The sequence below is a fragment of the Massilia phyllostachyos genome, assembly GCF_021044825.1.
Lineage (GTDB): Bacteria > Pseudomonadota > Gammaproteobacteria > Burkholderiales > Burkholderiaceae_D > Telluria > Telluria phyllostachyos.
The window spans coordinates 98,657-111,247 of sequence record NZ_JAJNOC010000012.1; the positions used below are offsets into that span (position 1 = coordinate 98,657).

Here is a 12,591-nt window from a genome sequence, read left to right on the forward strand (position 1 = left end):
ACATCAATAGTGGGTCTGTTTCAGGAAATCCGCCAGATCTTTCCAGGCCAGGAAAACCGTCGACGACACCTTGTAGGCGCCGCCGGCCTGGATCTGTTTCCACATATTGGTCAGGTCGCTTGCGTCGATCATCTTCACTTTATCGGTCAACACATTCAGATAGGCTGCCGCAAGCTCTGCGCCCAGGCGATCCTTGTCCCCACTCAGGCCTTTCAGGACCTGCAGCATGGTCGCCTTGCCGTAACAGGCGCGCGTGCCGCTCGTAGTACATGGGAAAATGCTGGCGAACATGACATCCGAACCGCACGACCTGGGCCAGTAGTAACTGCCGATGTAGCACCAGACACTGGGTGGCCAGCCTTCGCACATCGTCTTCGGCGCAGTCGCGCTGTTGTGGATTTTCGATGAGTAAAAGCCGGAAGGCGTGCGGCATGCGAAACCGGTTGCCTTGCTGTCGAGCGTCCAGAAAACGCCGGCGGCGCCAATGCCGGCTTTGCCGAGACGACGGCGCGTCGCACCGCGCTTGCCCAATTCGCTCAAGGCAGGCCCTGCCGATGCGGTCGGCCGTGTGTCGTTCACGTTGTCGGGTTGGGGTTGGTCAGACATGTGCGTCCTCGGGAGTGACCGCACGGCGGCCGTGAACCAGTTCAAGCAAGAAAGATGCCGGAAAATGCACTTGGGAAAAAAGTGTTTGGAAACAAAAAGTTGCGGCGAACAGAAATGTACACCGCAATTTCGTCACAACAATTTTAGTTCCTAATGGTTCAGCATGTAAGAAAAATCGACAGCTGTTTAGAAAAAGCTCTCAGGAATGACCAAAACGTCGCCTGGACGCATTGGCATATTGGCCGAGATGTCGCCATCGCGGATCAAGTCATCCAGGCGGACGTTCAATTTTTCTTGCTTGCCGTTGACGTTGCGAATGACACTCGCCTTGTTACCTGCAGCAAATTCGGTAATGCCGCCAACCGTGATCAGCACATCCATCAGGGACATGTCGCGACGGTAAGCCAGTGCTTGTGGACGCGTCGCCTGGCCGATGACACGGATCTGGTCGCCATAGTTCCCAACAAAGTTGGTCACGATCACGGTCACGACCGGCTGCTGGATGAATTTGGCGAGCGCGGCTTCGATGTCGCGCGCCAACTGGGTCGACGTCTTGCCGGCGGCCGGCAGGTCTTCCACCAGCGGTGTCGTGATCTTGCCGTCCGGGCGCACCGGTACCGCACCCGACACTTCGGGATTGCGCCAGACGGTGATGGTGACGTTGTCGCCCGGCCCGATCAGGTAGTCCGGATTGACCGGTTCCAGTGCCGCCGCGCTCGGTGGCATGGGCGTGGCGCAACCGGCCAGGGCCAGTGCGGCAGCCAGCATCAGGGCAACCTGCTTCATCATCTTGTTCATGCTCACGTCAAATTCCTTCCCGACAGGCCAAGTACAGAGCCACCTATCATCAAATTGTTGTTTTGCCATGAATGGCCGAGCTGTATTGTATACCGACTATTTCCTGAAAAGCCTTTCAAGACGCCAGCCGTGTTCACTTCTGTTGCAATAAAGCGCGTACATGGCGCACCGGTACGGCATACGTGATGCCGCTCGGATTGGTGATCGCGGTTTCCTTGAGCCCCTTTACGAACACCATATTGATCACTGCCTGTACGACGCCGGTCTCGGGATCATAGACCGGACTGCCGCTATTACCCGGATAGGCCGTGCCGTCGAGCTGGAAAATATCGAAGCTGGAGCGCTGCAACTGCGTGATCGCACGCGCATCGAGCTTTCCCGAGCTGAGCGAGGGCGTGACGACCGGCGTGATGGCAGCCAGCGTGGCGCGGTGCGTGGCCGGATGCAGGCCCAGCACCATTCCAAGAGGAAAACCGGTAAACGCCAGGTCCTGGCCCTCTTCGCCTCCGCTCTCGCTCAGCTGGAGCGCCGGCAGCGGCTCGCCCTCCAGGCGCAGGTGCGCCAGGTCGTGCTCGCGGTCGATCGCCGCCAGGCGCGCGGGACGGAAGGCGACATTGCCGCGCTCGCGCAGGACGATGCCGAGCGTCTCCTTGCCCGCGTCCGCCGATACCGGTGGCACCACGTGCGCATTGGTGATGACGCTCAGGCCATCCCCGACCACGAAGCCGGTGCCGAAAAAAGCGATGGCCGGACTGCGCGTCCGGAGTTCGGTCCCGACCCCGACCACCGAGCGTTTCACGACCGGGATTGTCTTGGTCAGCTGGGCCTGCGCCCCGGCGCACAGCCCCAGGAACAGCACCGGAAGCGAGCAAGCCCTGGCCCAGGCACGCCATGTTCTTGTCATTGGCATCTCATCAATCTCGTGTAAAGAATGTATTCAAATAGCAACCAATCGTGCAAGCTATTTCGACTGATCAACACTACAATAGCAAAGTTCGGGCAAGCAACCCAGTTTCCTCAAGAAAATACTTGGGGAGATGAGATGATGTAACATAGGCAAGGTTTTCGCTGTGGCAAGCAAAGTTTCGACACAAGCCTTGGCCTACATCGATGCTCTTGTTAGCGATAAATCAAATTGCTAATAGGAATTTGTGTTGCAAAGTCGGTGAATTTGCGCCTGAATATGCGCAATTTTCCTGCACGCAATTGCAATTGCTCGATGCACAAGCGATCATGCAAGACACTTATTGATTGTTGAGTCTGCGGTAGCCAGTGGACCTTACTACGAGATTGACGAGATGGCAGAAATAACAGCCTTGACCCTGAACTTCCTGAAGGCCATCGGCAAGTACCGTTGGCATGCGGTGATCATTTCCTGGATCGTCGCCTTGTGTGGTTGGGCCGTGGTGCTCAAGCTGCCGAACCAGTACGAAGCCTCGGCGCGCGTGTACGTGGATACCCAGAGTATCCTGAAACCCCTGCTGTCCGGCATGACCATGCTGCCGAACCTGGAGCAGCAGGTGATGTTCATGCGCCGCACCCTCATCAGCCGTCCCAATGTGGAACGGGTCATGCGCATGGTCGACCTGGACGTTAAGACCGCCGACCCCAAGGAACACGAGGAGATGGTCAACAAGCTGATGTCGGAAATCCGCATGGGCGGCACCGAGCGCGACGATATCTATACCATCAGCTATACCTCGCCCAATCCCCAGCTCGGCAAGGAAGTCGTGCAGGCTTTCCTGACGATCTTCGTCGAAGGCAGCTATGGCGGCAAGAAGCTCGATTCCGACAAGGCGGTGCAGTTCATCGACGACCAGATCCGCAGCTATGAAGAGAAGCTCGTTAGCGCCGAAAACAAGCTGAAGGAATTCAAGATCCGCAACATGGGCATGCTGCCGAGCGAAGGCGCGGACTTCGCCTCGCGCATGAACGGCGGCGGCGAAGCGCTGAACCAGGCGCGCCTGGAACTGGCCGAAGCCGAGCAGGCCCGCAATGCGATCCGCCGCCAGATCGCCGGCACCCCGGCCGCTCCCGGCGAACGCGCCCTGCCCGCCCCGGTCGACCCGGAACTCGAAGCGCGCATCGCGGCGGTCGCCAAGAACCTCGACGCGCTGCGCCTGCAATTCACCGAGCAGCACCCGGACATCATCGCCAACCGCCGCCTGCTCGAGCAACTGCAGGCGCGCAAGGAAGAGGAAAGCAGGAAGCCGCGCACCGCGCTCGATCCGGGCGCCAGCTACAGCCCGATGCTGCAGCAGCTCAACGTATCGCTGTCGGAAGCGGAAGCGCGCGTCGCCTCGCTGCAGGCGCGCGTGGCCGAGTATTCGTCGCGGGTGGCGCGCCTGCGTACCCAGAGCGCGGCGGTGCCCGAGATCGAGGCCCAGCTCGCGCAGCTGAACCGCGACTACGAAGTCAACCGCGAGAACTACCAGAAGCTGCTGGAGCGCCGCGAGTCGGCCAAGCTGTCGGGCGACCTGTCTTCGGCCACCGACATGCTGACCTTCCGCGTGATCGATCCGCCATCGGTGCCGCTCAAGCCGTCCGGGCCCAACCGCCTGCTGCTGTTCTCGGCCGTGTTCGCCGTCGCGCTGGCCGCGGGCCTGGCCGGAGCACTCCTGATGAGCCAGCTGCGCCCGACCTTCCTCAGCCAGGCCGCACTGCGCGAGAGCACCGGGATCCCGATCCTGGGCTCGATCAGCATGAACTGGACCGGCGCCCAGACCGTCCGCCGCAAGCGCCGCCTGATCCAGCTCGGCGCGGCCATCCTGGTGTTGTTCGGTACCTATGGCGCCGGCGTCGCGGCCATTCTCGCGCGCCCCACGCTGTAAGGCGCCCCAAGGAGTCAACGTGAGTATCATCGAAAAAGCAGCAAGCCGTATCGACCGGCAGCGCAACGCCGCCGCCGCCACTTCCACTACCGCCGTCGTCCCGGCCGACGCCATCGTCGACGCGGATGTCGCGCTGGTCGAGGCCACGCCCCTGTCCATGCCCGAACGGGTGGCGCAGCGCGCCGCCGCCGCGCCCGGCGAGACGCTGGTCGACGCAGCCGCCGCCCCAGCCGTCACGCCAGCCGCCGCGAAGGCCGCCGTGCGCGGCAGCCCGCGCGTGGTCGAACTGGACCTGGCCAAGATGCGCGACATGGGCCTGGTCACCGCCGCCGGCGGGCGCACCTCCCTGCTCGAGGAATTCCGCATCATCAAGCGTCCGCTGCTCAAGCGCGCCTTCGGCGAGCGCAAGGATGGCGAGATGCCGCCGAACCTGATCATGGTCACCAGTTCGCTGCCGGGCGAAGGCAAGACCTATTGCGCCATCAACCTGGCGATGAGCATCGCGATGGAACTCGACCACACGGTGTTGCTGGTCGACGCCGACGTGGCGCGCCCCTCGGTGCTGCGCACGCTCGGCATGCCGGCCGAGCGCGGGCTGATGGACCTGCTGGTGGACGACAAGCTCGACGTGTCCGACGTCCTGTTGCGCACCAACGTCGACACGCTGGCCATCCTGCCCGCGGGCACCAGCACCCCGCGCGCCACCGAGCTGCTGGCCAGCTCCACCATGACCGGCCTGGTCACCGAAATCGCCAACCGCTATCCCGACCGCGTCGTCATCTTCGACTCGCCGCCGCTGCTCCTGACCAGCGAGTCGCGGGTCCTGGCCGGACACATGGGCCAGATCGTGGTCGTGGTCGAAGCCCAGACCACGACCCAGCACGCGGTCAAGGAAGCGCTGCACAAGCTGGAAGGCTTCAAGAACGTCAACCTCATCTACAACAAGACCCGGGACATCCCCGGTATCGAAGAGACGTATGACTATCACTACGGCTGAGCGGATCCACGGGGCGCCACGGCGCCTGTACCGCCTTGCTCCGGCCGCGGCCGCCGTGGCCGCGCTGGTGATCGCCGCACCGGCGCGCGCCGACTGGCGCTTCACGCCCTCGCTCGGCCTGACGCAAACCTGGACCGACAACCTCGACCTGCTGCCGGAGCCGGAAGCCCGCACCCAGCTGGTGTCCGAGCTCGCCCCGGCCTTCGACTTCGCACTCGACAGCCGGCGCGTGAAGGCCGCGGCCAGCGGCTCGTTCCGCCAGTTCGCCTACCGCGATTCGGACATGGCGCGGCCGCGCAACGACCACGTCAGCCAGTATGCGGGCAAGCTGACCGGCGTTGTCGCCGAAGACCTGCTGTTCGTCGACGCCGCCGCCAGTTCGAGCCGGCAGAACCTGACGGCCTTCGGCCCCCAGGTGATCGACAATCCCTACTCGTCGCTGAACAACACCCAGGTCAAGACCTGGAGCATCAGCCCCTACCTGAGCCACCGCTTCGGCCGCCAGTTGGCCGCCACCGTGCGCCTGACGCGCGACGGCGTGGAGACCGACGAGCGCAACCGCTTCGGCGACAGCACCGCCGATTCGGTGTCGCTGGACCTGAACAACGACAGCAGCGGCCAGAAACTGACCTGGGGCCTGTCCTACCTGCACCAGGACCAGGAGAGCGAACTGGCGGGCGACTCCTCGGTGGAGAACCTGAACAGCAGGCTGCGCTACCGCCTGGACAGCAAGTTCGCGCTGACCGCGACCGCCGGCTACGACCGCTACGACTACAATGCGCTGGGCGGCCGCACGGCCGGACGCAGCTGGTCGGGCGGCTTCGCCTGGACGCCGTCCCAGCGCACCAGCATCGAGGCCTCGTTCGGCCGCCATTTCTTCGGCAAGACCGGCTCGCTGGCGGCAAGCGTGCGCAGCCGCCGCACGGTGTGGAGCGTGAACTACAGCGACGGCATCACCAATACCCGCGAACAGTTCACCCTGCCCTCGGCGATCGACACCACCGCGCTGCTCGACAGCCTGTTCCTCACCTCCATCCCGGACCCGGTGTTGCGGCGCCAGGCGGTAGCCGCCTATATCCAGTCCGCCGGCCTGCCGCCCAGCCTGGCCGACAGCGTCAACTACCTGAGCAACCGCTACATGCGCCAGAAGCTGCTGCAAGCCTCGGCCGCGTTCAAGGGCGTGCGCAACAGCGCGCTGCTGAGCCTGTACGGCAACGAGCGCACCGCCCTGTCGAGCCAGGAAAGCGACAGCGCCCTGCTCGGCAGCCAGCTGGCCTCGCTCAACGACAACGTGCGCCAGGCCGGCGCCAACGCGACCTGGGTCTATCGCCTGAGCCCGCGCTCGGACCTGAGCGGCACCGCGAGCTACAGCCGCAGCGAATCCCTCACCACCGGGATCGAGGACCGCCAGCGCCAGCTGCGCGCAGCCTTCAATACCAAGCTCGGACGCCACCTGACCGGAACCGTGGAACTGCGCCGCCGCAGCGGCAACCAGGGCCTGGGCATCGGCGCCGCGCGTTTGCGCGACTACACCGAACACGCGATCGCCGCCACCCTTTCGATGACGCTCTAAGCGGAAACAAGCACGATGTACGAAACCTATTACGGACTGTCCGCCAAGCCCTTCCAGCTTCGCCCCGACCCCCACTTCTTCTTCGGCTCCAAGGGCCACAAGCGCGCCATGGCCTACCTCGAGTACGGCCTGTCGCAGGGCGAAGGCTTCATCGTCATCACGGGCGAGGTCGGCGCCGGCAAGACTACCTTGGTGCGCAACCTGCTCAACAAGATCCCGACCGACCAGATCGTCGCCGCCCACATCGTCAACACCAGCCTCGACCCGGAAGACACGCTGCGCATGGTGGTCTCCGCCTTCGGCCTGCCCTTCGAAGGCGCCAGCAAGGCCGAGCTGCTGAACCGCCTGGAACAGTTCCTGCGCGGCGTCGACCGCCAGGGCAAGCGCGCCCTGCTCGTGATCGACGAAGCCCAGAACCTGAACGCGCGCACGGTCGAAGAGCTGCGCATGCTGTCGAACTTCCAGACCGACGACCGCTCGCTGCTGCAGACTTTCCTGCTCGGCCAGCCGGAATTCCGCGCCACCCTGCACAGCCCCGGCATGCAGCAGCTGCGCCAGCGCGTGATCGCCAGCTACCATCTGGGCCCGATGGATGCGCAGGAGACCCGCGCCTACGTCGAGCACCGCCTGGCGACCGTGGGCTGGAAGGGCGACCCCGCTTTCGACGACGGCGCCTACGCCGCGGTTTACGCCTACAGCGGCGGCATCCCGCGCAAGACCAATACCCTGATGGACCGGGTGCTCCTGATGGGCTACCTGGAAGAGCTGCACGCCTTCACCGAAGCCGACATCAACACGGTGGTGCGCGACATCTCGGAAGAATTCGAACTGCCCGACGCCATCGGCGAGCCCGATCCGGCCGCGCTGCCGGGCGAACTGCGCACGGAACACCGCATGGGCGATCGCCGCGCGGCCAGCGTGGAAGTGCTGGACGAACGCATGATGCGCCTCGAGAAGTCGATCGTCTCGGTACTGTCGATCCTGAAGAAAATCGTCGCCACGCCGCAAGGCGCGGCGGCCCAGCACATGGACAACCAGGAATGAAACTCTACGAACCAGCAGCCCGTCCCCTGCCTGCGCCGGGAGAACGCATCCGCAACGCCATGACCTGCGACGTGGAAGACTACTTCCAGGTCTCGGCCTTCGCCCCCTACATCGACCGCGATTCCTGGCCCACGCGCGAATGCCGCGTCGAAGCCAACATGGAACGCATCCTGGCGATCTACGAGCGCCACGGCGTGAAGGCGACCTTCTTCACCCTGGGCTGGATCGCCGAGCGCTATCCGCAGATGGTGAAACGAATCGTCGCCGCCGGCCACGAACTGGCCAGCCACGGCTACGGCCACCTGCGCGCCTCCGACCAGACCCGCGCCCAGTTCGACAACGACATCCGTTCCTCGAAGGCGCTGCTGGAAGACATCGGCGGCCAGGCCGTGATCGGCTACCGCGCGCCGAGCTTCTCGATCGGCCACGCCAACCTGTGGGCCCTGGAAGCGCTGCAGGAAGCGGGCTACCGCTACAGCTCGAGCATCTACCCGATCGCCCATGACCACTACGGCATGCCGGACGCGCCGCGCTTCGCTTTTTACCCGCACGGCCCGGACGGCCTGCTGGAAGTGCCGGTCACCACCGTCAACATGCTGGGCCGGAACTTGCCGGCCGGCGGCGGCGGCTACTTCCGCCTGCTGCCCTACGCCCTGTCGCGCTGGATGATGCAGAAGGTGAACCGCGAAGACCGCCAGCCGGCCCTCTTCTACTTCCACCCCTGGGAACTCGACCCGGGCCAACCGCGCCCCGCAGGGCTGGACGCCAAGTCGCGCTTCCGCCACTACGTCAACATCGAGCGCATGGAAGGCCGCCTCGAGCAGCTGGCGCGCGACTTCGCGTGGGACCGCATGGACCGCATCTTCCTCGACCAGAAACAAGCAAGGCAATGAACTCGATCATCGAAGCCGCGCAGGCCAGGCGCGCCGCGCCCGCGACCGGGCCGCAAACCCTCAAACTGCTGCAGAACGCCGACTATGCCCGCTGGGATGCCTTCGTGCGCGCCTGCCCGGACGCCACCTTCTTCCACCTGTCTGGCTGGCAGAAAGTCATCGAGCAATCCTTCGGCATCAAGACCTGGTTCTACTACGTCGAGCAGGACGGCGACATCCTGGGCGTGCTGCCGCTGGCCGAGATCAAGAGCCGCCTGTTCGGCCATTCGCTGGGCGCCATGCCCTTCTGCGTCTACGGCGGCCCGGCCACCCTCGACGACGGCGCCCGCCTGCTGCTCGACGGCGCGGCCGACAAGCTGGCGCGCGAGCTGGGCGTCGGCCACCTCGAATACCGCGGCATGACCCGCGCCCATCCGGACGACCCTGATTTCCACACCAAGGAACTGTACGTCACCTTCCGCAAGGAGATCAGTGCCGACGACGAAGCCAACCTGAACGCCATCCCGCGCAAGCAGCGCGCCATGGTGCGCAAGGGGATCAAGCTGGGCCTGAAGGGCGTGGTAGAAAGCAACGTCGACCGCATGTTCGAAGCCTATGCCCACAGCGTGCTGCGCCTGGGCACCCCGGTGTTCCCGAAAAAATACTTCGCCCTGCTCCAGCAGACCTTCGGCGACGAGTGCGAGGTGCGTTCGATCTACACCGAAGACGACCGCCTGGTGGCTTCGGTGCTGTCGTTCTACTGGCGCGACGAAGTGGTGCCCTACTACGGCGGCGGCATGGACCTGGCGCGCGAAGTGGCCGGCAACGACTTCATGTACTGGAACCTGATGCAGGCCGCCGCCGCGCGTGGCTGCCGCATCTTCGACTACGGCCGCAGCAAGCTGGGCACCGGCGCCTACGACTTCAAGAAGAACTGGGGCTTCACGGCGACGCCGCTGCCCTACGAGTACAAGCTGTACGGCGCCGACAAACTGCCGGACAATAATCCGCTGAACCCCAAATACCAGCTCTTCATCAAGATGTGGAAGAAGCTGCCGCTGCCGGTGGCGAACTTCATCGGCCCCTACATCGTGCGCAACCTGGGATAAGACGTGGAAGACCTGCTGCTGCTGATCCACCGGATCCCCTACCCGCCCAACAAGGGCGACAAGATCCGCTCCTACCACCTGCTCAAGCACCTGGCGCGCGACTACCGGGTGCACCTGGCCACGTTCGTGGACGACGCCGACGACTGGCAGCACGTGCCGACGGTGGAGAAGATGTGCGCCAGCAGCCACTTCGCCAGCCTGAACCCCCTGCTTTCGCGCGTGCGCAGCCTCGGCGCGCTGGTGAAGAACCGCTCGCTCTCGCTCGACTATTACCGCGACGCCAACCTGGCGCGCTGGGTCGACCAGACCGTCGCCGCGCACAAGATCGAGCGCGTGCTGGTGTTTTCCTCGGCGATGGCGCAGTACGCCGACAAGTACCCGAACGCGCGCCGCGTGGTCGACTTCTGCGACGTCGACTCCGACAAGTGGCGCCAGTACGCGGACAAGAAAGCCTGGCCGATGAGCTGGCTGTACCGTCACGAGGCGCGCCAGCTGCTGTCCTACGAGCGCCAGGTGGCGCGCGACTACGACGCCTCGCTGTTCGTGTCGGCCCCGGAAGCGGATCTGTTCCGCCAGCTGGCGCCGGAAAGCGACGCGCGCATCGGCTTCTTCAGCAACGGCGTCGACACCGACTACTTCTCGCCGGCCGCCGCCGGCCCTTCGCCGTTCAAGGACGGCGAGCGCGCCATCGTGTTCACCGGCGCCATGGATTACTGGCCCAACGTCGACGCGGTGCAGTGGTTCGCCCAGGACGTGATGCCGCTGCTGCGCGCGCGCTTTGCCGACCTGAGCTTCTACATCGTCGGCGCGCGTCCGGCCCCGGCGGTGCTGGAACTGGCGAAGCAGGCGAACATCTTCGTGACCGGCACCGTGCCGGACGTGCGCCCCTACATCGCGCACGCGCGCGCCGCGGTGGCGCCGCTGCGCATCGCGCGCGGCATCCAGAACAAGGTGCTCGAAGCGATGGCGATGGCCACCCCGGTGGTGGTCTCGCCGCAGGCCCTGGAAGGCATCGAGGCCGAGCCGGGGCGCGAACTGGTGCTGGCGCAGAATGCCGGCGGCTACGTCGATGCGATCGCGGCCCTGCTGGCGCGCAGCGACAATCACATCGGCCTGGCGGCACGCGCCAGGGTTGAACGCAAATACAGCTGGCCGAGCAACCTGGCCTGCATCGGGGAGCGACTGGAATGTTCTTGAAACCACCACCCGGCGTCGACGCCGCCGCCCTGCCGGCAACGGCGCCCGTGAACCTGCCGCGCGCCGGCGTCGTCGCGCTCGCCCTGGCCCTGCTGGCGCCCTTCCTGCTGTACTGGCAGACCGCGGCCTCGATGGTCGCGATCTGGAACAGCTCCGAGACCTTCGCCCACGGCTACGTGATCCTGCCGATCAGCCTCGGCCTGATCTGGCGCCAGCGCGCCTGGTTCGCGCTCTTGCCGGCGCGGCCCTGGTGGCCGGGCCTGGTGCTGCTGGCCGGCGCCGGCGCCGCCTGGCTGGCCGGCCGCATGGGCGACGTGCAGGTGGTGATGCAGTACGCCTTCGTCGCGACCTTGCCGCTGGCCGCGCTGACCCTGCTGGGGCCGCGCCTGGCCTCGAAATTCACCTTCCCGCTGCTGTTCCTGCTGTTCGCGGTGCCGTTCGGCGAGATCTTCGTCGGCCCCCTGATCGAGTACACCGCCGACTTCACGGTGTGGGCGGTGCAGGCCACCGGCATCCCGGTGCTGCGCAACGGCACCCGCTTCGAACTGCCGACCGGCAGCTGGTCGGTGGTCGAGGCCTGCAGCGGCATCCGCTACCTGATCTCCTCGATCACCCTGGGCTGCCTGTACGCCTACCTGACCTACCGCTCGAACACGCGGCGTGCCGTCTTCATCGGCCTGTCGATCGTGGTGCCGATCGTGGCCAACTGGCTGCGCGCTTACGGCATCGTGATGATCGGCCACATGAGCGGCATGGAGCTGGCCACCGGCGTCGACCACCTGGTCTACGGCTGGCTGTTCTTCGGCCTGATCATGTTCATCATGTTCTGGATCGGCAGCTACTGGCGCGAGGACGAGCAGCCCGCATCCGCGGCAGGAGGCAAGGCAGCGGCCCCGGCGGTCGGGAGCGCCGGGAAAGCCGGTGCGCTGCTGCCGATGGCGGTGGCGGTGGTGGCGGTTTGCGCCGCATGGCCCGCCTTCGCCGTCGTCAACGAGCGCGCCAACTACAATCCGCAGCCGGTCAAGCTCGGCGAACCGGGCGTGGCCTGGCCGCAGGCGGCCGGCTTCGCCGACTGGGAAGTCCATTACATGGAGCCGGACGCGCGCGTGAAGCGCGTCTACGCGGCGCCGGACGGCCGCCTGGTGCAGATGCAGCTGCTGTACTACCGCAACCAGACCAAGCAGAAAGGCCTGATCAGTTCGGTCAACCGCCTCGCCGGCGAAAAAGCCGCCTACCACGAGATCGCCGCCAGCGTGCGTACCGAGCAGGCCGGCGGCCGCTCGCTGGCGCTGCGCGAAGCCATCATGCGCGGTCCTGACGGCCCGCTGGTGGTATGGCACGTCCTGTGGGTCGACGGCCAGTACACGACCAGCAACGTGGCCGGCAAGCTGCGCCAGGCCCAGGGCAAGCTGCAGTTCCGCGGCGACGACGGCGCGCTGCTGGCGCTCGCCGCTCCGGCTGCCGACAGCCAGGACGCGGCGCGCGCCATCCTGCGCACCTTCCTGGCCCAGAATTTCGGCGCGATCGATGCGGCCCTGGTACAGGCACGGCAACAATAAGACAA

The 12,591-nt window shown here is 65.4% G+C and carries 11 protein-coding genes; 8 read left to right on the forward strand and 3 right to left on the reverse strand.

The window, feature by feature from the left end; translation table 11 throughout:
- Positions 1-3: 3 nt before the first annotated feature.
- From LQ564_RS24005 to LQ564_RS24015, 3 genes are all read right to left on the reverse strand, one after another.
- Complete coding sequence (locus LQ564_RS24005) at positions 4-606, reverse strand: hypothetical protein (protein ID WP_231060641.1); 603 nt, start codon at positions 604-606, stop codon at positions 4-6.
- Positions 607-792: 186 nt separating this feature from the next.
- The gene (locus tag LQ564_RS24010) at positions 793-1,404 is read right to left on the reverse strand and encodes an XrtA/PEP-CTERM system exopolysaccharide export protein (protein ID WP_231060642.1); all 612 of its coding nucleotides are present in this window, start codon (positions 1,402-1,404) and stop codon (positions 793-795) included.
- A 133-nt stretch (positions 1,405-1,537) separates the two neighbouring features.
- A complete protein-coding gene (locus tag LQ564_RS24015) occupies positions 1,538-2,308 on the reverse strand; it encodes a S1 family peptidase (RefSeq protein WP_231060643.1) in 771 nt (256 codons plus the stop codon).
- Positions 2,309-2,702: 394 nt separating this feature from the next.
- On the opposite strand from LQ564_RS24015, the gene LQ564_RS24020 reads away from it, so the two are divergent.
- Genes LQ564_RS24020 through xrtA form a run of 8 tightly spaced genes read left to right on the forward strand, consistent with a single transcriptional unit; the run spans position 2,703 to position 12,586 of the window.
- Complete coding sequence (locus LQ564_RS24020; protein WP_231060644.1) at positions 2,703-4,235, forward strand: XrtA system polysaccharide chain length determinant; 1,533 nt, start codon at positions 2,703-2,705, stop codon at positions 4,233-4,235.
- A 19-nt stretch (positions 4,236-4,254) separates the two neighbouring features.
- Entirely contained in the window at positions 4,255-5,232 is a 978-nt protein-coding gene (locus LQ564_RS24025; RefSeq protein WP_231060645.1) for an XrtA-associated tyrosine autokinase, read from the forward strand.
- Positions 5,213-6,805, forward strand: coding sequence for a TIGR03016 family PEP-CTERM system-associated outer membrane protein (locus tag LQ564_RS24030; protein WP_231060646.1), 1,593 nt, complete (start codon positions 5,213-5,215; stop codon positions 6,803-6,805). The genes LQ564_RS24025 and LQ564_RS24030 overlap by 20 nt, the downstream gene beginning before the upstream one ends.
- A gap of 15 nt (positions 6,806-6,820) precedes the next feature.
- A complete protein-coding gene (locus LQ564_RS24035; RefSeq protein ID WP_231060647.1) occupies positions 6,821-7,849 on the forward strand; it encodes an XrtA/PEP-CTERM system-associated ATPase in 1,029 nt (342 codons plus the stop codon).
- Entirely contained in the window at positions 7,846-8,742 is an 897-nt protein-coding gene (locus LQ564_RS24040; protein ID WP_231060648.1) for an XrtA system polysaccharide deacetylase, read from the forward strand. Before LQ564_RS24035 ends, LQ564_RS24040 begins: the two co-directional genes overlap by 4 nt.
- Positions 8,739-9,830, forward strand: coding sequence for a FemAB family XrtA/PEP-CTERM system-associated protein (locus LQ564_RS24045; protein ID WP_231060649.1), 1,092 nt, complete (start codon positions 8,739-8,741; stop codon positions 9,828-9,830). Before LQ564_RS24040 ends, LQ564_RS24045 begins: the two co-directional genes overlap by 4 nt.
- 3 nt (positions 9,831-9,833) lie before the next feature.
- Positions 9,834-11,027 carry a TIGR03087 family PEP-CTERM/XrtA system glycosyltransferase gene (locus LQ564_RS24050; protein ID WP_231060650.1) on the forward strand — a complete coding sequence of 398 codons (1,194 nt, stop codon included), beginning with the start codon at positions 9,834-9,836 and terminating at the stop codon, positions 11,025-11,027.
- Positions 11,018-12,586, forward strand: a complete 1,569-nt coding sequence (gene xrtA, locus LQ564_RS24055; protein ID WP_231060651.1) for an exosortase A — start codon at positions 11,018-11,020, stop codon at positions 12,584-12,586. Before LQ564_RS24050 ends, xrtA begins: the two co-directional genes overlap by 10 nt.
- Positions 12,587-12,591: the final 5 nt, after the last annotated feature.

Bases quoted from the DNA above. Each gene is read 5' to 3' on its own strand.
- LQ564_RS24005 (WP_231060641.1), bottom strand. From the start codon at position 606: ATGTCTGACCAACCCCAACCCGACAACGTGAACGACACACGGCCGACC.
- LQ564_RS24010 (WP_231060642.1), bottom strand. From the start codon at position 1,404: ATGAACAAGATGATGAAGCAGGTTGCCCTGATGCTGGCTGCCGCACTG.
- LQ564_RS24015 (WP_231060643.1), bottom strand. From the start codon at position 2,308: ATGACAAGAACATGGCGTGCCTGGGCCAGGGCTTGCTCGCTTCCGGTG.
- LQ564_RS24020 (WP_231060644.1), top strand. From the start codon at position 2,703: ATGGCAGAAATAACAGCCTTGACCCTGAACTTCCTGAAGGCCATCGGC.
- LQ564_RS24030 (WP_231060646.1), top strand. From the start codon at position 5,213: ATGACTATCACTACGGCTGAGCGGATCCACGGGGCGCCACGGCGCCTG.
- LQ564_RS24035 (WP_231060647.1), top strand. From the start codon at position 6,821: ATGTACGAAACCTATTACGGACTGTCCGCCAAGCCCTTCCAGCTTCGC.
- LQ564_RS24040 (WP_231060648.1), top strand. From the start codon at position 7,846: ATGAAACTCTACGAACCAGCAGCCCGTCCCCTGCCTGCGCCGGGAGAA.
- LQ564_RS24045 (WP_231060649.1), top strand. From the start codon at position 8,739: ATGAACTCGATCATCGAAGCCGCGCAGGCCAGGCGCGCCGCGCCCGCG.
- xrtA (WP_231060651.1), top strand. From the start codon at position 11,018: ATGTTCTTGAAACCACCACCCGGCGTCGACGCCGCCGCCCTGCCGGCA.